Source organism: Haloferula sp. A504, assembly GCF_044385805.1.
Taxonomy (GTDB): domain Bacteria; phylum Verrucomicrobiota; class Verrucomicrobiia; order Verrucomicrobiales; family Akkermansiaceae; genus Haloferula.
This window is the reverse complement of sequence record NZ_JBISBU010000025.1, coordinates 21,018-47,647: the sequence shown is the minus strand read 5'-3', so window position 1 is coordinate 47,647 and position 26,630 is coordinate 21,018. Positions and strand designations below refer to the sequence as shown.

Sequence of the window (26,630 nt, the reverse complement as noted above, 5' to 3'; positions counted from 1 at the left end):
CAAACAAAATACCTGTTTATCCCTACTGGCTTCCTCGTTGATATTGGCATCTTTGCCCGCATCTGCTCAGGAAACGCTGAAGGTCTTCCTCCTCGCCGGGCAGTCCAACATGGAGGGTCAGGCATACACCTATGACAACGCCAGCACAGCTGGCTGGAACATCCCGACCCTCGAGTTCCTGCTCAGTGGAACGCCGGCGGCAACCAACTACCTGGCGAACATGCCGCACAGCTTTAAGGCAAGTCTCGACTCGAGCTGGACGAGTCCACGATCCGATGCCTGGTGCGTCCACTACGACTCGAGCAATGGAAATCTCAAAGCCGTTGCGCCAAGCACCGACCCGGCAGACAATTTCACCGGCTTCGGCCCGCTGAGCCCCGGTTTCGGAGTGGGAGTCAATTTCGGTTCCATGTTCGGTGCGGAGCTCGGCATGGGCATCCGCCTGGGCGATGCGACCACCGATCCCATCGTTCTATTCAAATCCGACAAGGGTGGCACCACCCTGGCTGAGGATTGGAGACCGCCCTCGGCCGTGGCCGCGCGGGGCGGGGTGGTCGGCCCGAACTACACCAACACCGTCAACCGTTTCAGCGCCTTCCTCGACGACCTCGATGCCGACCTTCTCGATGACGGCACCCTCAACAACTCGATCCATCCCGACGAAGACCCGAGATACGGCAACGCCACCTCCTACGAAATATGCGGATTGGTCTGGATCCAGGGCTACAATGAGGTGGTTGAAAACGGAGGGGCATTCATTACGGAGTATGAGGAAAACCTGATCGATTTCACCTACGACATTCGGAGTGCCGACACCCGCATCCCGGCCGACCTACCCGTCATCGTGCTGGAGTCCTCCGATCAGAATGCCGCGATGAATACGGCCCGCACGAACGCGGTCGCCACACTCAACGCAGGGATTCCCGGTTCCGCCGTGTTCCACGAGACGGAGAACATGATCGAAGGCAATCCGGGCTCCGTCTTCTGGGGCAACAACGAACTGGGAAGCCCCTTCACCACCGACTACGGCTTCCACTTCCATGCCCGGGCCGAGAACTTTCTGGAAATGGGCTGGATCGTCGGCGGTGCCGTGCTCGACAACAGCTACCTTGAAAGCAGCGACTTCTGGCTCACACGTCCCGGCATCGGGGCGGTTCAGTTCAATCAGGCGGACGTCTCCAGTTCGGTCAATGCCGCCGCCGACACTCTGACTGTCTATTGGGGCACCACCGACCCCGGTGCCACCACGGCCGGATGGGACCAGTCCGCCAGCCTGGCTTCCCAGTCCGCAGGGGCCATTGCCTCCACGCTGACTGGACTGCAGGAGAACACAACCTACTTCGTGCGTCTCCACGCCACCAATACAGCACTGGGGCAGGACTTTATTTCGGCCCCCAATACGTTCACCACGCCGCTTGAATTCCCCGTCCCCGTGCTCGGGGCACCGGTGACGAATAGCGTGAACATCGACGGAGCGTCCGTGGAATGCACCCTCTCCATGGCCGATGCCGATGTCACTCTGGTCTGGGCCGAGGCCGACCAGGGAGCGACCACGATCGGCGACTGGACCAGCGCTCCCGGCGGCGGCTCCCAGGCCTTCCCCGGTTCAATCAAAGATACCGTCATCAGCCACACGATCACCGGTCTCTCCGATGGGACCAGCTACAGCTACCGCTTCTTTGCAAGCGCCGCCAGCGGCGACGACTGGTCGGAGGCGGGTTCCTTCACCACTCTGCCCCTTGAGCCACTCGTTCAGACCAGATTGGTCCAAGTTGGAGGATCTGCTTCCAGTCGCGATTTCGATGTATCCGTGTTTGATGGGGCCGCTGGTTACGCGGGCCAAGACAACAGCAACAATCCCACGAGTGGCACCTTCGGCGATGGCACGGTCCTTGACTACCGGTTCTTCAATGAAACCGCGACTCCAGACGTGATCGGAACCTATGCCCAAGGCAGCGGCAACCGGATCTCCAACCTCACAACAACAGACACTGGGCTCGGGAATCAAGGTTTTATGGACCTGTGGACAACCACTGCTGGATTCGCAACCCCGGCAGACTTCACCGCAAATACCATGCTTATGAACAGCTTCGACAATGGCGCCGGCACCATCGACATCTCCGGCCTGGCCTCGGGGAAAATCTACTTCATTTATGGCGCCTATCGCTCAGATCCAGAGGTCGATCTCACCATGAGCGACAACGAAGCATTGGTATCCAATATTGAATTGCTCAATGCCGGCAAACTCGGCAGGAGAACGAACAACGACGAATTCTACGTGCTTGAGATCTCCTTCCTCAACGATTCCGGTTACGACCTGATTTCCTTCAATTATTCCGCGGATAATGGAAGATTCGCCGGGGTCGTTCTGGATGGCACCGAAGCCACCGGCTCCGACCCCTTCAACTCCTGGGCGACCAGCGGCACCGTGACCGGAGTGACCTTCGAGGGCGATGCCAACGGCGACGGCATCCAGGACGGCATGGCCTTCCTGCTCGGAGCAAGCAGCCCCGACCAGAACGCCACCGGACTCCTGCCAGCGACGTCCACAGACGGCAGCGGCGGCCTGCAGATGAGCTTCACCATGCTCAAGCCTGACAACAGCGCCCCGGCCGTGCTCAGCCTGGAACACAGCGGCGATCTCGGAGTCTCGGATGCCTGGGCCAGTGTGGACGTGCCCGGCAGCACCAGTATCGTCGGAGGCGTCGACTTCAACGTCTCCGAAAACGCTGGCGACTCGACCAAGAACGACGTGGTGGCGACCATTCCCTCTGCTGGCAATGCCAGCAATGGCAAACTCTTTGGCCGACTGGCCGGACAGTGATCCAAAGCCTGGACGGCCTCGCCCTGCATCTGGAGAATGCGGGGCGAGGCGTTCTGCGTGAAGATGGCAGCATGCATTCGGATGGACTCAATCAACGGCAAACTCTTCGATCATCTGACGGCAGATGAGGCACGCGCCCGCATCTTTCAGCCGGTTTTTCGCTGACCGGTGCGCGAGGAGCGTTCATTCGCCAAAGTGCCGTGCCAAATTCATCATCTCTATAATTCAACGAAAACCCGTTGCGCGCGCACCTGCTCCCGGGAGGCGCCGCGCAGGGTGATTGTGGACAGTGTAAGCAGACCGACGGCGACCAAGGTCAACAGGACCATGAGACTGACCGTGACCACCAGAGCAAAGCCATTGCGGCGCGAGTCGCAGGAGCGGAATCTGATCGTGGAGGAGACCGCAGCGTACAGGCTCATCTCCCAAGCTCCCCTGTGGCACGATACGGAATCCAATCAGGGCTCACCGTAGAGCCCGCTTTGAGGCTGTCGCTGTTGGTTGGTGGCTTTCTTCATTCCATTCGGCAGGGGTCTTGGTTCCGGGAGTCCATGCCGTGCCGTCACGGCGCCGTGGTCAACGTCACCTTGAGGCGCGCGAACAGCTTGCCATCGACCGCCAGCATGCGCGGGATCGACACGGTGACTTGATGGAACCCGCCACCGAGGTCGGTGCTGTCATCGATGATCACGCCGTCCGTGCCATGCACGGCCTCGGCCCAGCCAGTGAGGTTCGAGCCGTATTCCACCGCGATGCCGGTGTTGGCATCCGCCGCGGCCGCATCTCGGCGCTTGAAGGTGAAGATGAAGTTGCTTGGATCGCTGTTGTCGTAGGTCGGCGTATTTCCAGGGTCGTCGGAGCCGTCGGTCGGATCGCCGCTCACGACCCACTCGATGCCCGTCTCCAGCCCGCCGCCGTCGGAGTCGAGGGTCGGGCTGTCATCGCTCAGGGTGCCGGACCACGGGCCGGCCGCCCAACTGCCATACGGGTCGGCCGGAGTGGTGCCCGCCGCGCCGAAGCGCACCTCGCCGATACCCGCCAGGCTGTCGCCACCGTTCTGCAGGTTGGTGAACCTGACGTGCGTGACGTTGGCATGCGTCCCCAGGCTGAAGAACTCCGCGGCACTGCCGGGCGTTCCGAGGGTGATCGTCGATGGCGTGGAGTAGGTGACGCCGTCCGAGGAGAACGAGATATCGAATGCCGTGAGCGAGCGGCCTGCCACGCCGCCCCAGTAGGACCAGTAATACAGGGAGCCCACGGTGCTGGGGCCGGGGAGTTCATAGACGATCTCGGTGCCGGCCCGCGTTCCCAGCCACGACTTGTCGTTGGTGTTGGAAGGGGTGGCGTCGTGTGTCCAATTGAGGATATCCGGATCGGCATCATTCAGGCCGGAGGAGTCAATGGTGTGGATGATCGGATAGTTGGAATTCGAGTTCGTCGCGGTGGCCGCGGAGGGGGCGAGGATCGGGCCTGAGGGCGCGTCGAACAAGGTCGTGAAACTGCCGGCCGGCGACCAGACCGTTGCCGCGGCTCCGACCGCCTGGAAGCGGAACGCGTAGGCAGTGCCATCGTCAAGGCCGGTGATGGTGTGCGCGAGCAAGTCTCCGGCACCGGCAGCCCCGAGCGTTGCGGAGCCGCCGCCGGGAGCCGCCTCCCAGGTTGTGACATCCGATTCCCCCTGATCGGACTGCGCCCACACCACGACGGTGTTCGTCGCCGCGGCTTCAGTGAGGAGGCAGCTTACCGAGGCGCCATCCGTCTGCAGGGCGTCCACCGACGGGGTGCCGAGCATCGGGGGGGCGAACTGAAAGGGGGTGCTGAACGAGCCGGGCTCCGACCACGCCTCGGCCGAGAGCACGGTGCTCTCCACGTGAAAGCGGAAGAAATAGCCGGTGTTCTCCGACAGACCGGTCAAGAGGTGGTCGATGGCCCCCGCCGCCTGTGGGCCGAGGGAAACGCTATGGGTCCATCCATCCGCGCCGGGGCCGTGATCGACGGTATCCCAGTAGAGGGTCGCGGTATCGACGGGCTCATTCACGCCGGTCGAGACGGTAGCGCGGTCGAACTGGACGTTCGACGAGTCGGGAGGATCGAGTTGCAGCGGACCGCCGACTCCGAAGCGCACTTCCGACAGGCCGATCCAGCTCGCGTCGCCGTAGTTGACGATGTTGTCGAAGCGGATGTGGGTCACGCCGGACTGCTGGGTGAAGCCGCGCGTCTGCACCGGTGTGGGTGCACCGGTCCCCTCCTCCAGAGTGAGCGCGAGGGTGGTCGGGTAAGTCACCCCGCCGTCGGTCGAGAAGGAGATGTCGAAAGTATGAATCCCACGGGACGTGTTGCCGGCCCGGTCATACTGCCAGATGTGGGCTTCCCCGACCGTCGCTGTGGCGGGAAGGGTGAAGACGATCTCGTTGTCCGTGGCGGATCCGAGAAAATAGTCGTTCGTCGTGTTCCCCGGTTCCGAGTGCGTCTGGGTAAGGATGTCCCCCGCCCCGGAGAGCCCGCTGCCATCGATCAGCTTTTCGGCCCGCCGGCCGAGATCGATGAAATTCGCTGCCACGGCCTCGATTGGCGTGATCACCCCGTCAAGCGTGGCCCCGGTCGGGAAACTTCGCGCCTCCGACCAGGAGTAGCCGGTCGCGCCGGTTACATAGAAACGATAGGTGTAACTGGTAGTCGCATCAAGGCCGTTGATGGTGTGGCTCAGCGTGTCACCCGGGTTGGCCGCACCAAGCGAGGCCGAACCCCCGCCTGGGGCGCTCTGCCAGGTAGCCACGTCCGATTCACCCTGGTCGTCGTAGGCCCACACCACGGCGGTGGCAGTGGCCGGTGCCTGGCTCAGCGCACAGGTCACGGTGGCGCCGTCGTTGAAAATAGCCGTGGTGATCGGAACCCCCGCAAGCGGCGGCGGGTTCTCCCAAGGAGTTTGGAAACTGCCGGGTGCGGACCAGGCTTCCGCCGGGAGCGAGGCATTTGTCGCATGGAAGCGGAAGACGTAATCCGTGTATTCGCTGAGGTCGCCCAGCACCGCCGTGACCGTTCCAGCACCCTTGGCGCCCAGCGAGCGGCTGTTCCCCCAGCCTGTGCTGGTGGCACCCCGATCGATCTGGTCCCAGTAGATCGTAAGCTCGTCGGCGGCGAGGTTGACGCTGGTCTCAAGCGTGGCGCCATCGAAGGCGGTCGAAAGGACCTCCGGGGCATCCAGCCAGAGCGGGCTGGAGTCGAGGTAGCCGTTGTCCACCACTGCCTTGCCGACGCGCCAGCCGACTTCCAGGTAGTTTTCGGCCCGGCCATTGAAGTGCGACCCGAAGTCGAGGGTGAACGGATATCCCTGCGCGGTCCAGTCGTTGCCGATCAGGTTGTTGTTCTCGAAAATGACCGCCGTCCCGGGACGCTCGGCGTTGAGAATGGCGACGGCATTGGCCCGGGCCACGTTCATCTCGGCATTCTGATCCGCCGACTCGGGCACGATGACCGGCAGGTCGGCCGGAATGCGCGGGTCAGAGGCGCGAATGTCGTGCACCAGGTCCACCAGGTTCTCCTCATACTCGAGGCGCATGTTTGCATTGAGCGCGTCGTTCCAACCCTGCAGCCAAACAAAGCCGCAGACCTCGTAACCGGTGGCGTTGTTGTAGCCGTCCAGCACGCCGTTGTCGCCGAGGTCGGCGTCGAGATCGTCGAGCAGGGCCGAGAAAACGTTCACGGTGTTCGTGAAGTTGGGGCCCACGTTTCCGCCTCGGGCCTCCACCGCCGAGGGCGGCCGGAAATCGACCGCCAGGCTGCGCCCCCCGCGGTTCGACTTCACCAGCAGGATCGGCGAAGCCTCGAGTTCGGCGATGTAGATCCCCATGCCGAGTTCGGGGCCGAACGAGGACTTCGCGTCGCTGTTGCCAAACCCGGGGCCGAAGGGCAGGATGGCGGTGCTCCACGCCCCCTGGTCGGTCTGCGGAGTCGGCTCGGCCCGGCGCATGGTGCCGTCGTCCGAATCGTATTGCACGGCCCAGGCGTCGCTGCGGGGATTGATCCAGCCTGCGGCGAGCGAGCCCTTGAAGCTGTAGTCTGCGGCGGGGAGGATCGCAAGGTAGCCGGGGGTATCGACGAGATACTCCAAGGTGGGGATCGAGGACGGGTTCTCGGCGGTGTAGGTGTAGGCATGGCCCTCCATGTTCGACTGCCCAGCGAGCAGGAAGACCTTCAGGGTGTCCTGGGCGGTGAGTTGGGGAATGGACAGACCGCACAAGACGAAAAAGGCGGCACGTTGAATTGCTCGGTTCATGCGTGGTGGGAGATCCGGATTATGGGGAAAAAAACGGCGGCCTCCCCGGAGAGACCGCCGAGTGGGTTGAATGGATGATGGCGCGGAGGCCGTCCCTATGGTGTCACCGTCACCTTGAGGCGCGCGAACAGCTTGCCATCGACCGCCAGCGTGCGCGGGATCGACACGGTGACCTCGTGGAACCCGCCACCGAGGTCGGTGCTGTCGTCGATGGTCACCCCGTCCGTGCCATGCACGGCCTCGGCCCAGCCACTGAGGTTCGAGCCGTATTCCACCGCGATGTCGGTGTTGGCATCCGCCGCGGCCGCATCGCGGCGCTTGAAGGTAAAGATGAAGTTGCTTGGATCGCTGGTGTTGTAGATCGGCGTATTTCCAGGGTCGTCAGAGCCGTCGGTCGGGTCGCCGCCCACGACCCACTCGATGCCCGTCTCCAGCCCGCCGCCGTCGAAGTCGAGCTCCGAGCTGTCGTCGCTCAGCGTGCCGGACCACGGGCCTGCCGCCCAGGTGCCGTAGGGGTCGCCCGGAGTGGTGGTATCCCCGCCGAAGCGCACCTCGCCGATCCCCGCATAGACGTCTCCACCATTCTGCAGGTTGTCGAACTTGACGTGGGTGACATTCGTCTGAGTCCCCAAATCGAACACCTCGGTGGCACTCCCGGGCGCTCCCAGGGTGATCGTCGATGGCGTGGAGTAGGTGACGCCGTCGGAGGAGAACGAGATATCGAACGCGGTGAGCGAGCGGGCGGCGACGCCGCCCCAATACGGCCAGAAGAACAGATAATCCAGGCTGCTCGCGGAGGGTAGCTGATAAATGATCTCGGTGCCGGCTCTGGTTCCCAGCCAGGAAAAGTCGTTGCTGTTGGTCGGCGTGGCCACGTGCGTCCAACCGGCGACACTTGGAGGGGAGGAGGTCAGGCCCGAAGAGTTGATCGTGTTCTCGATCGGGTAGGAACCCAGCGAGTCCGTAGCCGTGACCGCACTCGGCGTGATCACCGCCGACGGGTTCTCGGACGGCGTCGAGAAGGTTCCGGCGTCCGACCAGGCGGTGGAGGCCACTGGCGAGCTGCTCGTGGCGACGAAGCGGAAGAAATACGGGGTCAACTCGGTGAGCCCGGTCAGGGTCTCCGCCGGGATCGTGCCGGCGGTCTGCGCCCCGAGGTTCACGGGCCCGTTGTCCCAGCCGGTGGTCGTGGCACCCGGATCGCTGGTTCCCCAGTAGAGGTCCATGCTGACGGTGTCGAAGTTCGAGGTCACCGCCACGTCGGCCTGGTTGAAGACGACGTTCGTTGCCGCCGGGGCGGTCAGCTCCAGCGCATTGGGGGTGGTGAAGGTTCCCGCCTCCGACCAAGCGGTGGAGGCTACCGGACTTGAGCTTTCACAGAAATAGCGGAAGTAGTAGGTGGTGTTCTCGGTCAATCCGCTGAGCGTTTCCGCGGGGAAGGTCCCGGCTGACTGCGCACCGAGGCTCACCGGGCCATTGTCCCAACCGGTGGCGGTCGCACCGGGATCGCTCTCGCCCCAGTAGAGTTGCGTGGTGTCGGCGTCACGGTTCGAGGTCACGGTCACGTCGGCCTGGTCATAGGCGACGTTGCTTGCCTGCGGGTTGGTCAACTGCAGCGCGTTGGGGGTGGTGAAGCTGGCGGCATTCGACCACGCGGTGGCCGAGGAGGACGCACTCTCCGCGTAGAACCGGCAGTGGTAGGTGGTGCCCTGGGTGAGCGAGGCCATCAGGGCGGCCGGGTCCGGAATCGCCCCGCCCGCGGTCTGGGCGCCCAGTGAGGCGCTGTCGTCCCAACCGGTTTGGCTCTCGCCCTGGTCCACGGTGCCCCAGTAGAGGGTGACGCCAGAGGCATCCTCCCCGCTCAGGAAACTCGTGGCCTCGGCCTGATCGTAGTCGAGCACCGTCACCTCCGGGTCGCCGAGTTCAATGGCGGGACCGGTTCCCGGGCCACCGAAACGGATTTCGGCAAGCCCGAAAAAGTCCGTTGCCCCGAAGTTCTGTAGATTCGTGAACTGCACGTGGGTCACTCCCGACTGGACGGAACCAAGATCCAGGGTCTGCACCGGAGTGGCTGCTGTACCGAGAGTCAGTCCGACCGGCCCGGCCACCGGGGTGGAGTAGTTCGAGCCGCCGTCGGTCGAGTAGGCGATGTCGAAAGACTGGATCGCCCGGTTGGCCCAAGCCGCGTTATCCCGCCAGTATTGCCAGATGTGGATGAACTGAACGTCATTGGCTCCGCCCAGGTCGAAGGTCAGAACCTGGCCTCCGGCGAAGGCTCCCAGCCAGTAGGTGCCGTTGACGTTGTTGCTGTGCGTCTGATCCAGGATCGGCGTGCCGCCGCCGGAGAGGCCGGCACCGCTGATGGTGTGTGAAATGTCCCGATTCGCATCGAGCGAGGAGGTGGCCGTGACGCCGACGGGCGTGATGACCTGGGAATGACAAAGGCCGCCGGCGAGCAGGAGCAGCAGGCTGACAGTTGGGAAGTCCATGGTTCTGGATTTCACGGGTCGTGTTGGTTTTTTTGGTTCAAATGGTGGGGGGCGCGCGGGTGTGAATATTCAACGTCTCCGTCGCAGGAGTCCCAGCGATAGCGCGAAGGCGGCGAACACACCGGTTGCGGGCTCGGGAATGGTCGCCGTGTCGAAGCGGATCTCACCAACGCCAAGATAGTCGCTGTCGGAGTCCGGAGCACCCGATCCGTAAACCTGGTGCAGATTCTGGAGGTTGGTGAGCTTGATGCTTGTCACGTTGTTCTGGGCGGCGAAACCCAGCGCCTCGGTCGGAATGAACTCACCCAGGGTGGCGGTGCGGATGTCCGAAAGCTGGAAGCCGGTAATCGTGTTGGTACCACCGCCATCGAAAGTGAATTCCATGTCGAATGATCCGAGCGCCCGATCGTCCCAGTTCGTATTGTCGCGATGGTAGTTCCAAATGTAGATCGTTCCAACCGTGACCGGGCTGGAGAAAGTGAAGGTGATCTCCTCGGTTCCCGAGGTGGCGGCGCCATTTCCCGACAGCCAGTAATCACCGGATGAAGCGTCCGCCGCTCCGTGGGTCCAGTTGAGGACATTCGGATCAGTGGAGGTGAGCAGGCTGCCGTTGATGGCCTCAGTCATCGTCCGGCCGCTTAGACCCGTTGTGGACGATGCAGATGTTGGCGTAACGATAGTCGCAGCATTCGCGAGACCGGCGAGACCGGTAAACACGAAGACGAATAGGTTCTTGGTTTTCATGAACAATGTGATTTTAGAGCCGGAATTTTCGAGCTTCGACAGCATCCAAGCCTATTTCCCTTTGTCCGTCTATGCTCTGAAGCGTATTGTTATTAATATTTTGCGCCATTTCCGCCTTGTGGGCTCTTGTTCCGGGTCGCATCGTGTCGGTCCATGAGGACGACCCGAGCATCGGCTGGCGAGACGTCGGCCCGGCAAAAGACCCGGTCCGCCCCCCCGCGGATCGCCCTGCTGGTGGCGGCGTGGAACGAGTATGGCCGGGGGATTATCGAGGGCGTGTGGAAGTATGCCCAGCAGCATGGTCCCTGGCTGCTGGAAATGCAGCCGAGCGAGCCGGACGAGCGCACCGATGTGCCGCGCGGTTGGTCCGGCGAAGGGGTGATTGCGGCCATTCACACCCGGCGCCTGGCCGCCAAGCTCAGGGGCTTCGCCGTGCCGGTCGTCAACGTGTCCGGCTCCCGCCGGGAAGGCATCGATTTTCCCCGGGTCACCAGTGACGCAGGAGCGGTGGTCCGGATGGCGGTGGACCACCTGCGCGACAAGGGACTCGGGCACATCGCGTTTTGCGGCGAGCCGGAGCGGGCCTTCATCGACTTCTGGACCGCGGCCTACCGCGAGGTGATGCGGGAGCTCGGCTCGGAAGCCGTCGCCTACGAACCATCCGCGCGGCTCAGCCGCCGGGCCGGACTGGAAGCCCGGCAAACCGACCGCCGCCGTTGGATCGAATCGCTGCCCAAACCGGTCGGGATCGTCGGCTGGTCCACCGCCCTCTGCCGGCACCTTGCCATGGCCTGCGCCGAAAGCTCGATCCGGGTTCCCGAAGAGGTCGCCATCATCAGCCTCGAGACCGAGGACCTGCTGGGAATGGTGGTGCATCCCCCGCTGAGCGGTGTCGACATCCCGGTGCAGCAGATCGGCTACCAGGCCGCCGCCCAGCTGGACCGGTTCCTGCAAGGCAAACGCCCCGCCTCCGACGAGATCGTCCTCAAACCGCTCGGAGTGACGTGCCGCCAATCGACCGACCTGGTGGCCTGCGACGACCCGCAGGTCCGCCAAGCCCTGCGCTACATCCGCGACCACGCCACCGACGGAATCAACGTGAGCGACGTCCTGAAGAAGGTCCCGATGGCCCGCCGCTCCCTGGAGCGACGCATCCGGCAGGTCACGGGTCGCAGCCCGGCCGAGGAGATCCGCCGCGCCAAGATCGAGCGGGTGCGCCTGCTCCTCGACGAAACCAACTTCTCGATCCCTGAAATCGCCGAGTCCTGCGGGTTCAATTACGTCGAGCACATGATCCCGGTCTTCAAGAAATACCACGGCTGCACGCCGTCACGGTACCGTAAGAATGCGGGGAGTTGAGCGTTTTGGTCCTTAGTCAACGGACCACGAACCCTCTGTCGCAAATCCGTATTTTTGGTGCGCATCCGCGCATTGCCCGATCGGGCTGATCACCCTACCCTCTGCTCCCACCTTCCTTCATGACCTTCGGCTGGATCAACTGGGGCGTCCTGGTCGCCTTTGTCCTCGGCACGACCCTGCTGGCTCACGTGCTGACGGGGAAGGCGCGTGGCATGGAGGGCTTCTTCCTTGGCGGCCGGAGCCTGCCTTGGTGGGCGGTGTCATGCTCGATCATGGCTTCTCAGCTCAGCGCGGTGACGGTGATCGCGGTGCCGGGGGCGGTCTTCCGTGAGGGCGGCAACCTGCTTTTCCTGCAGGGGACGCTCCTCGGCTTCGTGGTGGCCAAGGTCCTGATGGCGTATCTGTTCGTGAAGCCATATTACGAGCGGAAGATCTACAGCCCCTACGATTTCATCGAGCACCGGCTTGGGCAGGGAGCCTCGCAGCTCTCGCGCGGCTTGTTTCTCGTCAGCGCGATTCTCGGTCACGGGGTGCGGCTTCTAACCATTGCGCTGGTGCTCAGCGTGGTGGTGGAGATCCCGATCGGCCGGTCGGTGCTGATCATCGGCGTCTTCGCGGTGCTGTGGACGCTGATGGGCGGGATCACCACCGTCATCTGGACCGACTTCGTGCTGTTCGGCGTGATGCTGGCTGGAGCAATCATCTCACTGGTGGCGATCATGGGCGGGCTGCCGTTCGGGATCGGCGAGGCGGTCCGCCAGCTCGACGAGGCCGCCAAGCTGAAGCTGATCGATGTCGCCGCCGATCCAGCCAAGACCTGGACGGTCTGGACCGGGCTGATCTGCTTCGCCATCTTCGAGCTGGCGCAGAACTCGGTCGACCAGGTCATCACGCAGCGGATGATGTGCTGCCGGGATTACAAGGAAGCCCGCAAGGCGGTGCTCGGGTCGCTCGGGATTGTGGTGTTCAGCCTGCTGATGTCGGCGGTCGGGCTTGGGGTTTGGCTCTACTACCAGCACCACGCGCTCGATGCAAAGGCCGCCGCGTTCCTCGCCGAGCAGCCGAGCCGCGCCTTTCCCTACTTCATCGTTCACGAGCTGCCGGTCGGGGTGAGCGGACTGCTCATCGCCGGCATCTTCGCAGCCGGTATCTCGACGCTCGACTCCGCCCTCGCCGCCCTTTCGGAGACCACCGTCAACGGAATCTACCGCAAGTGGATCAACCCCAAGGCCGACGAGCGACGCTGCCTGCGGCTGTCGCGCCTGGCGGTCGTCGGATGGGGGATCGTTCTCAGCCTGCTGGCCTACCTCGCCGGCCGACTGGTTCAGGACGAGGGACTGCTCAACCTCGCCTACAAGGTGCCCGTCCTGACCTATGGCACGATGCTGATGATCGCGCTCTTCGCGCTGGCAAGGCGGGGATCATCTCGGGCGATCCTTTCCGCGGCCCTCCTCTCGGTGGCGGCGGCCTTGACCTTGCTGGTTCTGAAAGGCCGGGGAGTGATCAGTCTCGACGAATTATATCTCTATCCGATCACGTGCCTTGTGTTTGCTGCTGTCGCATTTGCCATCAAGCCCGGCGTCCGGCCCGCCGTTTCCGAATGACCCATCCCGCGCTGTCACCAGCGTCCTCCATCCTTTCCGACCCGCACATGAAGACCATTGAGCATCAGCACGACTTCACGGTCATCGGTGGCGGGCTGGCCGGAATCTGTGCGGCGGTCACGGCGGCGCGGCAGGGATTGCGGGTCGCGCTCGTCCAGGACCGTCCCGTGCTGGGAGGTAATGCCAGCACCGAGATTCGCGTCCCGCCGGTGGGGGCCTCGCAATGCAACTTCGCCTATTCGCGTGAGACCGGCCTGATCGAGGAGCTTTTCCTCAACAACCTGCGCCGCAACCCGACCTGGTGCCCGGAGGGGTGGAACCTGGAGCTGGAAAGCCTGGTGCGCAGTGAAGCCGGGCTCGATCTCTTTCTCAACACCGCGGTTTGCGAGTTGGCAATGAACGGTGGAGGCGACCGCATCGACCGCATCAAGGCCTACTGTTCGGTCGATGAGACCTGGCACCAATTCTCGGCCCCCTGTTTCGCCGACTGCTCCGGCGACGGGGTGGTCGGCTCGCTGGCCGGGGCGGGCTTCCGGATGGGCGTCGAGGCGCGCTCCGAGTTCGACGAGCCGATGTGCCCGGACAAGGCGACCGGCGACACGATGGGCATGAGTCTGCACATGCACGCGCGGGACGCCGGTCGGCCGATGCCGTTCGAGCTTCCGGCCTGGGTGGGCATGGAGTTGGACGAGGACGACTTCGGCCCCTACCGGCCGGTGTCCGAGCATTTCTTCCCGGACACCGGCGGATTCTGGTGGCTGGAGTGGGGCGGCGCGCTCGATACGGTGCATGACTCCACGAAGATCAAGGAGGAGGTTCAGCGCATTACCCTGGCGGTCTGGGATTACCTCAAGAACCGCTCGCCGCTGGCGGAAAAGCTAGCCACTTACGAGATCGACTGGATGGGCGCGGTGCCCGGCAAGCGCGAGTCGCGGCGCTTCGAGGGGGACCACATCCTGACCATGAACGAGATCGGCGCGCAGGCCGATTTCGAGGATGCCGTGGCCTACGGCGGATGGGGGTTCGACCATCATCCGCCGGACGGCTTTTACGACAAGGTGAACCCGAGCACCCACCAATACCTGCGTGGCCCGCACAACGTGCCGCTGCGCTCGCTTTACGCACGCGATGTGTCGAACCTGTTTCTCGCCGGCCGCAACATCAGCGCGACCCACTATGCGCTGTCCTCGACCCGCGTCATGCTCACCTGTGCCCAGCTTGGCGAGGCGGTTGGAATGGCCGCCAGCCACGCGGTGCGGTCCCAATGCAACCCGCGCGACCTTGTGGCAGGGGGAGCCATCTGCGCGCTGCAAAGCGACCTCCTTCGCGCCGACCACCACATTCACGCCCTTGAGTTGCCCATCGAGAATGACATCGCGCCGGAAGCCGAAGTCACTGCCTCCAGCGTGTTCTCCGAAGGTGATCCGGTCGAAAGCTGGGGCACCGACCGGCTGCGCGACGAGCGCATGTTGCAACTGCCCGTCGTCACCGACCACATCGACTCCCTGGCTCTGCTCGTGGACGCAGATCGGGACACGGAATTGCGCTTCCATTTCCACCAAGGTCCGGAGAACGGATCGACCTACCCCGAAGAACGTCTGACCGGGGGAGCCGTCGCCGTTCCAAGCGGGGAATCGCGCTGGATCGAACTACCGGTGGACACCGACATCCGCCGCCCCGGCTGGCACTTCCTGGTGCTGGAGAAGAACCAGGACGTGGCAATTCACGTGACCGAAACTCCGCCCGGCAGGCGCTGGTATTATCCCCGACCGGCCGACCCGATCCGCCCGAATCCGTTCAGCGCCTGGACCGCACGTTCTCTGGTCATCGGGATGACCCGGGCCGTGGACGCCGACGGAGCGCGGGTCACATCCCCGGACTGGAATGGTCATGCCGAGAAGGCCGCTTCCCTGAGTGCCTTCCTCCATTTTGGATACGGTTGCCGCACCACTCCCGAGCAACCGGTCCATCATCCATCCGTGGTGGTGAACCCGCACAGCCGCCCCACCCTTCAGCCGAACCTCTGGGCGTCGGCCGCGACTTTCTTCGACCGTCCCGAGTGGATCGAGCTGAGCTGGCAGTCACCGCGATCAATTTCCGAAGTCCAGATTCTCTTCGATTCGTCCCTCCATTTCCACTTCTGGCAAAGCTGGCAGGGATACCCCGTCAACGCCATCCCCTCGCTCGTCAGCGACTACCGGATCGTTGCGACGCATCGGGATGGATCCACCTCGGTCGTTGCGGAAGTCACGGGCAACCACCAGCGCAACCGCCGTCACCAGGTGGACCTGGAGGACGTGCGCCGCCTGCGCGTCGAGATCGTCAAAACCAACGGCCTGTCGCGCGCACAGATCTACTCCCTGCGCGCTTTCGGTCCTCCCTCAACATGATCATCCACGAAACTGACGCCCCCGACAGTCATCGATCCCCGCCGCTTCGGCATCCGGCGTGGGTGGTGGCGGCATTTGGCCTCCTCTCCTCCCTTGGCGCCTTCGGGCAGAGCGGCCGCGCCCTCCCTCCGGAGGATGCGCCGGCGACCATCTTCCACGTGGCCACGACCGGGGACGACGGGAACCCGGGAACCAAGACCGCTCCCTTCGCCACCATCACCCGGGCCCGTGATGCGATCCGGAATCTCAAAGAGACCGGACGTTTCCACGCGCCGGTCACCGTCAACGTGCATGGAGGAACCTATCATCTCGCCGAGCCGATCCTCCTCCGCCCGGAGGATTCCGGCACTCCCGGCCAGCCGGTGACCTACCGGGCCGCCCCGGGAGAAAAGGTGACCCTCAGCGGCGGCGTGCCGATCGAAGGACCGTGGACCGAGACGAGCCTGAATGGCACCCGGGTGTTCGTCACCGAACTCACCGGAACCGCCGACCGGAGGATCAAACAGGTCATCGCACATGACGACGAGGACAAGGTCGATATCGTGGGTGACTGGGTCCGCAAGGGGGACTATCTCCACGACGACAACACCGGAAAGGGAAGCAAGAGCGTCACCTTCCGGGCGGACATTCCCGAGGACGGGGACTATGGGGTCTTCCTGCGCTGGACCCAGCGCGACGATGCCGCACGGAGGATTCCGGTCCATGTCAGGTTCGACGGCGGCTCGCGACGCTACACGGTCAATCAGGCGTTCCGGGGCGGGTGGTACAAACTGGGCACCCACCCGTTCACGGCCGCGTCCGGCGGCGCGGTCATCGTGCGGAACGAAGACACCGAGGGCCTCGTCATGGCGGAGGCGGTGATGTGCATCAAGGCCGACCAGGAGCGTCCATGGGTTTTCCGTCAGCTTTTTGCGGACGGGACCCGGCAACCGCGAGCCCGCTATCCGAACAGCGGCCACCTTTATGCCACCGGAGGAGCCGTGGACCACATGACCCTGCGCCCCGGCAAAGTGAAGGCCTCCTGGGGAAGCGAACCAGACGCGCAGGTTCACATCGTGGCGGGTCCGAAATTCTACAACCAGCTTCCGACCATTGCCTCGGTCGACCCCGACTCCGGCACCGTCCACTTCGAGGATGAGTGCTTCACGGCCATCCGCAACAACAACTCCTTCCACGTCGAGGGCATCAAGTCCGAACTGGACGCCCCCGGCGAGTGGTACCTGGACGCGCCGACCGGGCGCCTCTATTTCAAGCCGGAGGAGGGAAGGCCGTGCGGGCTGGTGGCGCCGCGCCTCAACAGCATCTTCCGACTGGAGGGCGACATCGAAGCGGGAACCCATGTCGAGCATGTGGCCATCAAGGGTTTCTCCCTGCGCCACACCACCTACACGCTCGGCCAGCTCGAGCCGCGGGTGAACACCGACGGAGCGATCATCCTCGAGAACGCACGGCACTGCACGATCACCGGAAACGACTTTCAGAACCTCGGCGGCTACGCGGTCTGGCTGCGGCTCGACTCACGCCACAACCGGATCACCGAGAACACCGCGCGGGAACTCGGTGCCGGCTTCCTTCTGGTGACGGGTGCGCAGCTCAGCTACATGGAACCGCATCTCGTCTTCGACCACCGGCCGAATGCGGACCGGGCCTATCCCGTGGACAACACCATCGCCGACAACCATGCGCACGGGCTGGGCCGGATCCGCTACTACAATGCCGGCGTGCATCTCGACAGCCGGCCGGAGGCCCTCGTGATGAGCATCGGCAATCACATCGCCCACAACACCTTCCACGATCTCTCGCGCAACGGCATTTTCGCCTTCCGTAACCAGGGAGGCAACCTGATCGAGTACAACCACATCCACGAGTGCCTCAAGGAAACCATCGACGGCGCGGGGATTCACTTCGCTTCGATGAGCAAGCTCAACGCCCCGAACCACATTCTCCACAACCACATCCACGACTGTCACGGGATCAGCCGCCGGCATGGCAAGCCGCCCGGCCGAGCCTACGCCTACGGGATCTACCTGGACTGGTACACCAGCTATTCGACCGTGGCGCAAAATGTCATCCACGATTGCTCGGGCGGGCACGGCGACTCCGCCACCCGGCTCTACATGGGAGGCGTGCACAACTCGCTGCATGATAACACTCCCAACGGTGACACCAGCGAGATGGGCAGCGGAGGAACGGCCGCCAGCGATATCCCGGCCGCCGCACGCTCCCACACCGGGTTGGTGATCAGTTGCTGGAACGAGGACCATGTGACCTTGAAGGGTAACTGGCGGACGGTCTCGAAGCCCGGCTTCAGCAAACTCCTGAACTATTTCTACAAGCAGAGTGCACCCGGGGCCGGGGCGGAGACCGAGGCGGCCTTTGACCTGCCCGTTCCAGAAGACGGCCGCTACGATGTCTTTTTCTTCACCGTCGGAGACCCCGCTCAGGCCTCAAAGGCGCCGGTCGAGATCGTTCACGCCGACGGGACCGCGCAGTCCACCCTCGACACAAGGGAGGACAACATCTGGCGTAAGCTGGGCAACTACCGCTTCGCGACAAATTCGGGAACGATCCGCTTTCTCGCCGAGGGGGCCGACGGTCCGGTGGTCGCCCACAAGGTCGGGTTGATCAAGACAGGGCCAAATTCCTCACCGCCACGATAACTATTAATTATTAAGGATCTGGAAATCTGTCGGCTCACGACAGGCCATCTCCATCCAGATGACGAGTGCGGTGACTCCATTCGGGCGACGCACCACGCCTTGTCGGATATCGACATCATTGGGGGGCAACTTGCCATTGATCAGCAGATTGGCCTCATGATCCTCGCCCCAGTTCTCGACCACAAAAACCGGATTGACGGAAGGATGTGCCTCGCTGGCTTCCAGACGTAGCTCCATTTCCCGGACCTCGCCCGATTCCCGTGTAACCTGATAGGCCCGGGTTTTTTCATCCCATTCGACCGACACTTGACCGCCTTCAACCACTGCAGCGGGTGGCTTGAGGTAGGATCGTGCGATTTCAACGAGCCGCTCCGGCGACGCATTGCTCAGACCTTCCAGCATCAGCTTTTCCTCAAATCGGCCCTCCTCCTCAAAGGCAACACTGGGGTCCCAGTAAAGGTGCGTCATCGAGCAGTGGGCACTTCGATCCGGATAGCGGACATAGCGACCAGGTGACGGAAACTGGCCAACCGGCCAGTGGTTCCAGGCAGGAAAAACGCCGTAGGGGTTGTCCCCTCGCTTCGTGTAAACATTGCCCCGGTTGACGGGTCCGCAAATCGTATAGGGGTCATACTCCGCCTGAAGGTTGACGATATGCAGGCTAACGTCCTCGTAGTTCACATCGGTGGGAGGCTCCTCAATCCAATTGTACCGGCGGATCGTTCCGTCGAGAGTGCCCAGCGTAAGCGTGGGACGCGACTCGATCACCGATTCCGGGTGTTGGTCCGGACCAAGGATGACCATCGACTCGTGCCATTCCCTACCGTGAGTGCGGCTCTTCCAGGACCGCATCCGCTTCACGCAGCTTCCGTCCGGGTAGATCGTGAAATACCAATCACACCATTCGCCCCAGCCGCTGTCGTCGGCCCAACCCTCCGCGAAGATCCGGTAATCCACTCCGCTCAGCGGATAGCGCCAGCGAATCACCACCCGGGCCGGGCTTTGCTCCACGATATGGACGCGGCCATAGACCATGCGCTTGTCCCCCATCGGCTCGAAACCGCCGTTCCACCAGGTTTCATTGAACTGGTTGGAATACCAGTGCCCTTTTTCATTCACCATCATCGGGATGTAGTTCGCGCCATGCCAGAAGACATAGCGACCGGGAACCTTGTCAAAGGTCACGACCACATCGGGATGGCCGGACATGCGAAACATGCTGTCCCACGCCTCGTGATATCCAAGCCGCGTATAGCGCGCCCCGAAGTTCTTCCAACTCTCCTCGCCGGCCGGCAGGATCCGCCTTTCCATATCGGGCATCTCCTTTTGAAGCCTTGCCGGCAGCTCAGGATCGGGGGCAATCGCTTGCCCATGGACGCACACCTCATCGATCAAGCCTTCAAAGCCGTAGGGATAGGGTCCGTGCACCCGACCCACAGGCCATGCCGCCTCGAGAGGGGGCCCCTCGCCGATCTTCACCGGTTGCCCGGCCGCCCAGCGGATCCGCCTCCCCCTGAGGGAGCGCTCGTCCACCGCGAGCCCATTCAGGTAAAGCCGGGCGATTCCTTCTTTCCGGTCAATGATTCCCGTCAGCAGTGTCCACTGGTAACGGGGAATACGGAACGCCGCATCCTCCTTCCGCACGGTAACGCGCCCGTCGGTCGTGCTCAGCGCCAGGAGCGGGCGGCCATGGGGATCAATACCCAGTGAAATGCCATCCCCGTCCGCAAGGACATCCCCCTGCTGAATGATGGAGCAATCATTCCATGGGTAAGCCGCGATGCAGACCCAGGCGGATAGAGTGAGCTGCTCGCTCTGGATCGATCGACTGGGAGAATGCTGGATGCGATTCGTGTAGCCGTCAAAGAGCAGGGCGTTGCCGGAAACGCCCCGCCTCCAGAGAGCGGCATGTCCCTCAACCTGACTCACCCGACCCGAAACCGCTTCCCTGGTCGTTCGGCCCGCTCCTTCGTCAAAGTTCCATTCGAGCATGGGCTGCGGGATTGTCCGGCTCCGCTCCAGCAAAGGGGCAGGAGCGCTGGCGCGGTGGGGCGCGATGCGGAAACCCAGAACATCCAGCATCATCCGGCGGTCATCCGCAAATGCGAGCTCCTCCTCGACCGCACCTTCCGCACTGATCTGAAATCGGAAAACTTGGAGACGGTCCGCATCATACCATGCTTCCATCCGGGGACTCCCCGGTCGCAAGGCCCGAACGCCGGATCCATCCGGATAGAACACAAAATACTCATCAATGAAACCAGTCTGGTCCGGTGGATTCAATCGGCGCATCTGCTCGGCAGCCGGCATCTGCGGCATGTAGCGGTAATGGATCACCACCCGGTTGTCATTCGTCTCGATCAATCTCGCGCGGGCATAGCGGTTCACCTTGTCGGGCCGCCGCCCGGGCCCGTCACCCCGGCGCTCCGTTCGCTCCGGAAAGGCCGCCACCACTTCTCCGTCAACCAAAACCTCCGGATGATAGCTCGACACGCGCCCGAAGACCACTTCGCGGGGCGATTCACCAAGACGGACCACGACATCCGTGTACTCCCCGGTCCGGGAGATCTCGTGCCATTTCTCCCCCTCGTAGTGCTTGCGGGTGTAGTAGGCCGCAAAGTCATAACGGGAGGGGATCCCCCGGCTCGCCCACGGATTGACCTCCGGCTGCGGTGCCCCGACATAAGCCGTTCCAGCCACATGCTCATGAGCATGCGGCGGCAAATCCTTTTCCGCAGCGCCACCGAACGCACTCGATAGAAGCAAGGACATCAGCACAAGGCTCAGTGCAGGCCTGGATGGAATAGGTTTCATGGATCGGTGAAGGCGAGTTCCTGCATGTGCATGTCGGTGACATTGATTCAGCCGGTCACGCGGATCGCGTAGCGCCCTCGCACGGCCGATCCGCACGCACTGTTGGCGGAGTTCCGGACGACCACGCCCCCCGAGAAACGCTGCAACGACGTAAGGATGCCTTGACCAGGCTTCATTCGGAAATGCCCTCTGAACTTTGTCGAGCATGACCTATGGACTGCCGCACGCCAGCGGAATTCGAGAGGATGCATCGAATATCCATCAACAGGTTGTTTTTCTCAATCCCAAGCTCGTCGGGACGCCCGAACAACGAATCGGGAAAATCAGGAATGAGGCCTTCTCATGCTCTCAAGAAAGTGCTTCGGGGCGATCCCGTAGTATTGCTTGAAGAGGCGTGAGAAATGATAGGCATCGTCGAATCCGACTCTTGAGGCCACCGACTTGATCATGCCTGAACGACGAAGAAGAAGCTCCCCGGCCAGATTCATCTTCAGCCGAATAATCATCTGCCATGGACTCTCATCTGCGAACTTGCTGAACAATCTTGAAAGATGCCCAGCCGACAGGCAGCATTCGTCTGCGAGTTGATTCACCGACTTGATAGAAACATAGTTTTGCTCAACATGCCGAAGGCACCGCACATAGGTATCGTAACTGTGGCTGCCAAAATGCGAGTGATCGACGGCCTTGAAGCGCGCCAACAAGGAAACCAATCGGAGTTGTTGCTCCAGAATGCGCTGACATCCACGTCCCCCTTGTTGGCCGAATTCGATCATCTGATCGAAAATCACATGCATCGTCCTCAGGTTCGGCATCCGGTAAGGCACGGAGGTTTTCAAAAATGGATCGCCGATCACCTGTTCCACATCCGGACCATCGAAATCAATGAAGAACTTGATCAGTGGCTTGTTGCCGCTGTTGACGATTCTTACGCGGGATTTCGGACTATAGCAAAAAATGCTGCCAGCACTCAGATCATAGGTGGCATCTTCAATCTGAAGCCTGCAAATACCGCTTGCGATGTACTCCATGCCATAATATTCGAACCGGTCACGGTGGATTTCATAATCTGGGTTGCAATGCTCGACTCCACCACAAGTGACGGTGAACCTCCTTTCCGGGGAGGGACTCAGGTTAAGGAAAAAATAGCTACTCTCGCTTACCTGATCGGAAATAAAATCCGGGGTGGATGCTGATTCTTTCGATGACTCCATCTGCTACAATCCTTAGGCTGGGAAGCGGCTATGTGGCAAGCCCAAGTTCCTCGATGAGGTTGGCCGCCGCTTGAAAAACTTGTCGGATCTGAGTGATCCTCGTATTCCAGCCCCATTCGTCCGCAGACATGATGCCCTTTCGGCTCCTCCTCCGCGGCCTCGCCGGATTTGTTGCGTCGCTGGCGCTTGCCTCCGCCGCCCCCGCCAAGCGCCCCAACATCATCGTCCTCTTCACCGACGACCAGGGCTACGCGGACCTGCCATGCCAGGGCCAACTCGATGACCTCCGGACGCCCCACCTCGACCGGCTTGCAGCCGATGGTCTGCGCTGCACCAGCGGCTACGTCACCGCGCCCCAGTGCGTCCCGTCGCGAGCCGGCCTGCTCGCCGGGCGCGACCAGGGTCGCTTCGGCGTCGATCACTGCGGTACGATTCCGATTCCAGCGTGATCACGAACGGCGTGTTACCGACTCCTTCGTTTGCTCGAGGAAGGCTGCCAAATTCGTAGCGACCCAAATCACGCAAACAGGTTCCGGTCCAATGAGCGATACTGGATGGCCTCGAGAATGTGGTTCGAGGCGATGCGGTCCGCACCTTCGAGGTCGGCCAGCGTGCGGGCGGCCTTGAGGATGCGGTCGTGGGCGCGGGCCGCTACCAATCATGGGTGACGTTCAGGACCGAAGGGCGGCGGCTCCGGCGATGGTGGCGCGATATTTCTGCAAGCGGCTGTTGGGTTTCTCGGGGATGGTCATTTCCACCAGTCCCGCGTGCATCGCCGGGTGGAGGTAGTTGGTGCGGAAGGTGGGGCGATGGGACATCTTGAGTCGCTTCATGCACTCCGCGGCGCTGAGGGTCTTGTCTCCGAGTGCCCGTAGAAGCGCGGCGACTTGGTCGTTGACTTGATCGCTGACTTGATCGGTTCCGGCCTCCCGCAAGGCAGTGGCGAGGGAGAAGAGCATGAACTCGATGAAGGCGGTGGAGTTCCCTGCCTTGTCGCAGGCACCGAGAACCTCGTAGTAGGCGGCCTGGCGGTCGCGAATGACGGTTTCCACCGGAAGCCAGGCGAAAAGAGACTGCCAGCGGCTGAGGACAAGGGACTGCCAAAGGCGGCCCATGCGGCCATTGCCGTCGGCGAAGGGGTGGATGAACTCGATTTCGTAATGGAAGATGCTGCCGGCGACGAGCGGGTGGGCATCCGTGCGCTTGAGCCAGGCGAGGAGGTTCTTCACGAGGCCGGGGACCCGGCCGGCGGGCGGAGCGAGGTGAACGACCTGCTTTCCCCGCGCAATGCCAACGGATCCGCGGCGGAACTTGCCGGCGTCATCGGCGAGGCCGTGAAGCATCAGCTTGTGGGCGGCGAGAAGATCCTTCGCTGATGTGGGATTCCACGAGGGCATGGCCTCGTAGGCGGCGAAGGCGTTGCGGACCTCCTGGACCTCGGCGGGCGCCCCGAGGACTCGTTTGCCGTCGAGAACGGCGGTGACTTGATCGATACTGAGGGTGTTGTTCTCGATCTCCAAAGAGGCATGGACGGTGCGGATGCGGCTTTTCCGTCGCAATTGCGGCGTGGTGATGGTGCCGGCAAGGGCGTGCAGGCGCCCGACTTCGCCCGCGACCTCCGCCACCAGCGAGAGGATGGCGGGAGTGATGGTGTAGGGCGGTGGATCCGGGGTGGGCATGCGTCAGTCGGAATCGAAGATCATTCTTCCCGAAAATCCCAGTGGGATCGGTCTGCGGAAATTCAGTCTCGTTGGAATTCGCACCATCGGCCTCAGGCAAACAGATTCCGGTCCAGCGAGCGGTATTGGATGGCCTCGAGGATGTGGTTCGAGGCGATGCGGTCCGCACCTTCGAGGTCCGCCAGGGTGCGCGCGACCTTGAGGATGCGGTCGTGGGCGCGGGCGGAGAAGTTGAGCTGCTCCATGGCGTGCTCGAGATAGGTCGAACTCTCGGTGTCCAGTTCGCAGCAGGCGCGGACTTGCCGCGGGCCCATTTCGGCATTGGTGCGGGCCGAGGTGCCGGCGAAGCGCTCGCGCTGGATCGCGCGGGCGGCGACGATGCGTTCGCGGATGGCGGCGGAGCTCTCGCCGCTGGCCTTCCCCGACAACTCGCGGTAGTCGACCAACGGCACCTCGACATGCAGGTCGATGCGGTCGAGCAACGGCCCCGAGATCCGCTGGCGGTACTGCTCGATCTTGCGCGGCGAGCAGCGGCATTCCCTTTTACTATCTCCGTAGTAGCCGCAGGGACAGGGATTGAGCGCGGCCACCAGCATGCAGTTTGCCGGAAAGGTGAGTGACCCGGCGGCGCGGGAGATGGTGACGTGGCCGTCCTCGAGCGGCTGACGCATGACCTCGAGGGTCTGCCGCCGGAACTCGGGCAACTCGTCGAGGAAAAGCACGCCGTGGTGGGCGAGCGAGATCTCGCCGGGCCCGGGGTTGGTGCCACCGCCGAGAAGGCCGGCATCGGAGATGGTGTGATGCGGGGCACGGAACGGCCGGGTGGTCAGGAAGGCACGCTTGGGATCGAGCAGGCCGGCGATCGACTGGATGCGGGTGACCTCGATCGCCTCGTCCTCGCTCATGTCGGGCATGATGGTCGGCAGGCGCTTGGCGAGCATCGACTTGCCGGTGCCCGGCGGCCCGACCATCAGGAGATTATGATTCCCGGCGACGGCGACCTCGAGGGCGCGCTTGACGTGGTGCTGACCCTTCACCTCGTCGAAGTCGACCTCGTAGCGGCGGTTCTCCTCGAACAGGCGGGCGCGGTCGACCTGCAGCGGCGGGATCTCCTCCTCGCCGATGAGGTAGCGCCATGCCTGGTAGAGGTTGGCGATGGGGATCACCTCGATGCCGTCGATCACGGCGGCCTCGGGGGCATTGGCGGCGGGCACCAGCACCCGCTTGCGGCCGCGGGCCTTGGCCTCGAGCGCGATGGAAAGGACACCCTTGACCGGGCGCACGCCACCATCGAGCGCGAGCTCGCCGACGATGCAGAACTCCTCGGCCGGCAGGCTCACTCCCTCGGCGGCGGAGGCCATGGCCAGGGCGATCGGGAGGTCGAAGGACGGGCCTTCCTTCTTCAGGTCGGCCGGGGCCAGGTTCACGGTCTTGACCCCCTCCCCGACCTTGAGCGGCGTCGCGGAAAAGGCGGAAATCACCCGCGAGGCGGACTCGCGCACCGCCGCGTCGGGCAGGCCGACGATGATCACCTTGGGATCCTCGGAACCGGTGACGTTGACCTCGACCTCCACCTCGAGGCCCTCGACGCCGCGCAAGGCGGCCGAATAGAGTCGGCTGATCATTTGAACAGTCGAAGCCTGCGGTGGAAAGGCGCGGGCTGACAAGCGGAATCCTCCACGCCGTTGTTTCCGATCGACAAGGGTGGGGAAAAGTCATTTCAAGATGCCGTGCCAAAGCGACACAACCGTCCGGCGGCCCCTGATTGAGCACGACATCGTCGGATCCCACCGTTGCGGTTGTTGATGGCCTGGAGGCCCGGGGATGGGCGTGCCTCGATGCCTTTCTCGCTGCGGACGAGGCGCGGGAGTTGGCCGCCGAGTGCCTCGGGGCCCGCGAGGCCGGCGCGTTCCGCAGGGCACGGGTCGGCCGCGGCAGCGGCAAGGTCATCCGTGAAGACATCCGGCGCGACGAAGTGCTGTGGCTGGAAGAGGCGACAGCCGGCCCGGCGGCAAGGCGCTACCTTGACCGTTTGGAGGAGCTCCGGCTGGGGATCAACCGGCGGTTTTTCGCCGGGCTCTTCAACTTCGAGGGGCACTTCGCGGTCTATCCTCCCGGGGCATTCTACAAGGCGCACCTCGACCGGCACCGCGGCACCGCCGACCGGGTGGTGACCGCCATCCTCTATCTCAACGACGGCTGGGTGCCGGAGGATGGCGGACGCCTGAAGCTGTGGACCACACCCGGCGTTCAGGAAGGGCCGGTCGAATGGATCGAGCCGCGACTCGGCACCTTGGTCGTCTTTTTCGCCGGTGACCACTGGCACGAGGTCGAGGTCGCGCAGCGGACGCGGGCCAGCGTGACCGGGTGGTTCCGGGTGCGGGGGTGAATGGGCGTTCCGCGTGGCGGGCCGCCGCGTCCACGGCCTGCTGCGGGCCGCAGCAGCCACGGCCCACCCCCCCGGTCGCCATGGGTCACCGCCTCGGATCGAAAGACGCGGCGAAGCCAGCGGTCCGGCGTAACCGGACGGGCACCGCGCCACGGGGCGGGAGCCGCCGTGGATCGACTCGCAAAGCA

The 26,630-nt window shown here is 63.3% G+C and carries 14 protein-coding genes and 1 pseudogene; 7 read left to right on the top strand and 8 right to left on the bottom strand.

The genetic code is table 11. The annotated features are described in order from the left end of the window. Window positions 1–52 precede the first annotated feature (52 nt). Entirely contained in the window at window positions 53–2,824 is a 2,772-nt protein-coding gene (locus ACG2LG_RS12985; RefSeq protein ID WP_396259629.1) for a fibronectin type III domain-containing protein, read from the top strand. A 562-nt stretch (window positions 2,825–3,386) separates the two neighbouring features. On the opposite strand, the gene ACG2LG_RS12980 is transcribed toward ACG2LG_RS12985, so the two are convergent. From ACG2LG_RS12980 to ACG2LG_RS12970, 3 genes are all read right to left on the bottom strand, one after another. Continuing rightward, window positions 3,387–7,100 (bottom strand): hypothetical protein, encoded by a 3,714-nt coding sequence (locus tag ACG2LG_RS12980; RefSeq protein ID WP_396259627.1) that lies wholly within the window; start codon window positions 7,098–7,100, stop codon window positions 3,387–3,389. Between the two features lie 95 nt (window positions 7,101–7,195). Next, the gene (locus tag ACG2LG_RS12975; RefSeq protein ID WP_396259626.1) at window positions 7,196–9,604 is read right to left on the bottom strand and encodes a hypothetical protein; all 2,409 of its coding nucleotides are present in this window, start codon (window positions 9,602–9,604) and stop codon (window positions 7,196–7,198) included. Window positions 9,605–9,658: 54 nt separating this feature from the next. Beyond that, the gene (locus ACG2LG_RS12970; protein WP_396259624.1) at window positions 9,659–10,333 is read right to left on the bottom strand and encodes a hypothetical protein; all 675 of its coding nucleotides are present in this window, start codon (window positions 10,331–10,333) and stop codon (window positions 9,659–9,661) included. A 153-nt stretch (window positions 10,334–10,486) separates the two neighbouring features. Between ACG2LG_RS12970 and ACG2LG_RS12965 the strand changes: the two genes are divergently transcribed. The 4 genes from ACG2LG_RS12965 (at window position 10,487) to ACG2LG_RS12950 (ending at window position 18,346) form a co-directional block, all read left to right on the top strand. Further along, window positions 10,487–11,692 carry a substrate-binding domain-containing protein gene (locus tag ACG2LG_RS12965; RefSeq protein WP_396259622.1) on the top strand — a complete coding sequence of 402 codons (1,206 nt, stop codon included), beginning with the start codon at window positions 10,487–10,489 and terminating at the stop codon, window positions 11,690–11,692. A 119-nt stretch (window positions 11,693–11,811) separates the two neighbouring features. After that, complete coding sequence (locus ACG2LG_RS12960) at window positions 11,812–13,296, top strand: sodium/solute symporter (protein ID WP_396259621.1); 1,485 nt, start codon at window positions 11,812–11,814, stop codon at window positions 13,294–13,296. Window positions 13,297–13,343: 47 nt separating this feature from the next. Further along, a complete protein-coding gene (locus ACG2LG_RS12955) occupies window positions 13,344–15,686 on the top strand; it encodes an FAD-dependent oxidoreductase (protein WP_396259619.1) in 2,343 nt (780 codons plus the stop codon). Continuing rightward, window positions 15,683–18,346, top strand: a complete 2,664-nt coding sequence (locus tag ACG2LG_RS12950) for a NosD domain-containing protein (protein WP_396259617.1) — start codon at window positions 15,683–15,685, stop codon at window positions 18,344–18,346. The genes ACG2LG_RS12955 and ACG2LG_RS12950 overlap by 4 nt, the downstream gene beginning before the upstream one ends. Window positions 18,347–18,349: 3 nt before the next feature. Here the strand turns inward: ACG2LG_RS12950 and ACG2LG_RS12945 are convergent, their stop codons facing one another. Continuing rightward, the gene (locus ACG2LG_RS12945; RefSeq protein WP_396259615.1) at window positions 18,350–21,118 is read right to left on the bottom strand and encodes a LamG domain-containing protein; all 2,769 of its coding nucleotides are present in this window, start codon (window positions 21,116–21,118) and stop codon (window positions 18,350–18,352) included. 365 nt (window positions 21,119–21,483) lie between these two features. Further along, window positions 21,484–22,374: an AraC family transcriptional regulator gene (locus tag ACG2LG_RS12940; RefSeq protein ID WP_396259613.1), complete on the bottom strand. Its 891-nt coding sequence runs from the start codon at window positions 22,372–22,374 to the stop codon at window positions 21,484–21,486. A 128-nt stretch (window positions 22,375–22,502) separates the two neighbouring features. Here ACG2LG_RS12940 and ACG2LG_RS12935 point away from each other — a divergent pair, with 128 nt between their 5' ends. Beyond that, window positions 22,503–22,823: a sulfatase-like hydrolase/transferase gene (locus tag ACG2LG_RS12935; RefSeq protein WP_396259611.1), complete on the top strand. Its 321-nt coding sequence runs from the start codon at window positions 22,503–22,505 to the stop codon at window positions 22,821–22,823. A 68-nt stretch (window positions 22,824–22,891) separates the two neighbouring features. On the opposite strand, the pseudogene ACG2LG_RS12930 reads toward ACG2LG_RS12935, so the two are convergent. From ACG2LG_RS12930 to ACG2LG_RS12920, 3 genes and pseudogenes are all read right to left on the bottom strand, one after another. Beyond that, window positions 22,892–23,029, bottom strand: a pseudogene (locus tag ACG2LG_RS12930) (ATP-binding protein); the annotation flags it as partial. A gap of 16 nt (window positions 23,030–23,045) precedes the next feature. Beyond that, on the bottom strand, window positions 23,046–24,053 hold the full coding sequence (locus tag ACG2LG_RS12925) for a Fic family protein (protein WP_396259609.1): 1,008 nt from the start codon (window positions 24,051–24,053) through the stop codon (window positions 23,046–23,048). Window positions 24,054–24,145: 92 nt separating this feature from the next. Continuing rightward, window positions 24,146–25,678 (bottom strand): YifB family Mg chelatase-like AAA ATPase, encoded by a 1,533-nt coding sequence (locus ACG2LG_RS12920; RefSeq protein WP_396259607.1) that lies wholly within the window; start codon window positions 25,676–25,678, stop codon window positions 24,146–24,148. A gap of 140 nt (window positions 25,679–25,818) precedes the next feature. Between ACG2LG_RS12920 and ACG2LG_RS12915 the strand changes: the two genes are divergently transcribed. Next, window positions 25,819–26,442 carry a 2OG-Fe(II) oxygenase gene (locus ACG2LG_RS12915; protein ID WP_396259605.1) on the top strand — a complete coding sequence of 208 codons (624 nt, stop codon included), beginning with the start codon at window positions 25,819–25,821 and terminating at the stop codon, window positions 26,440–26,442. Window positions 26,443–26,630: the final 188 nt, after the last annotated feature.

What these genes read in the sequence shown, in the direction of transcription:
- ACG2LG_RS12935 (WP_396259611.1), top strand. Translation starts at nt 22,503, where the DNA reads ATGATGCCCTTTCGGCTCCTCCTCCGCGGCCTCGCCGGATTTGTTGCG.
- ACG2LG_RS12920 (WP_396259607.1), bottom strand. Translation starts at nt 25,678, where the DNA reads ATGATCAGCCGACTCTATTCGGCCGCCTTGCGCGGCGTCGAGGGCCTC.
- ACG2LG_RS12955 (WP_396259619.1), top strand. Translation starts at nt 13,344, where the DNA reads ATGAAGACCATTGAGCATCAGCACGACTTCACGGTCATCGGTGGCGGG.
- ACG2LG_RS12980 (WP_396259627.1), bottom strand. Translation starts at nt 7,100, where the DNA reads ATGAACCGAGCAATTCAACGTGCCGCCTTTTTCGTCTTGTGCGGTCTG.
- ACG2LG_RS12960 (WP_396259621.1), top strand. Translation starts at nt 11,812, where the DNA reads ATGACCTTCGGCTGGATCAACTGGGGCGTCCTGGTCGCCTTTGTCCTC.
- ACG2LG_RS12965 (WP_396259622.1), top strand. Translation starts at nt 10,487, where the DNA reads ATGAGGACGACCCGAGCATCGGCTGGCGAGACGTCGGCCCGGCAAAAG.
- ACG2LG_RS12945 (WP_396259615.1), bottom strand. Translation starts at nt 21,118, where the DNA reads ATGTCCTTGCTTCTATCGAGTGCGTTCGGTGGCGCTGCGGAAAAGGAT.
- ACG2LG_RS12925 (WP_396259609.1), bottom strand. Translation starts at nt 24,053, where the DNA reads ATGCCCACCCCGGATCCACCGCCCTACACCATCACTCCCGCCATCCTC.
- ACG2LG_RS12940 (WP_396259613.1), bottom strand. Translation starts at nt 22,374, where the DNA reads ATGGAGTCATCGAAAGAATCAGCATCCACCCCGGATTTTATTTCCGAT.
- ACG2LG_RS12970 (WP_396259624.1), bottom strand. Translation starts at nt 10,333, where the DNA reads ATGAAAACCAAGAACCTATTCGTCTTCGTGTTTACCGGTCTCGCCGGT.
- ACG2LG_RS12950 (WP_396259617.1), top strand. Translation starts at nt 15,683, where the DNA reads ATGATCATCCACGAAACTGACGCCCCCGACAGTCATCGATCCCCGCCG.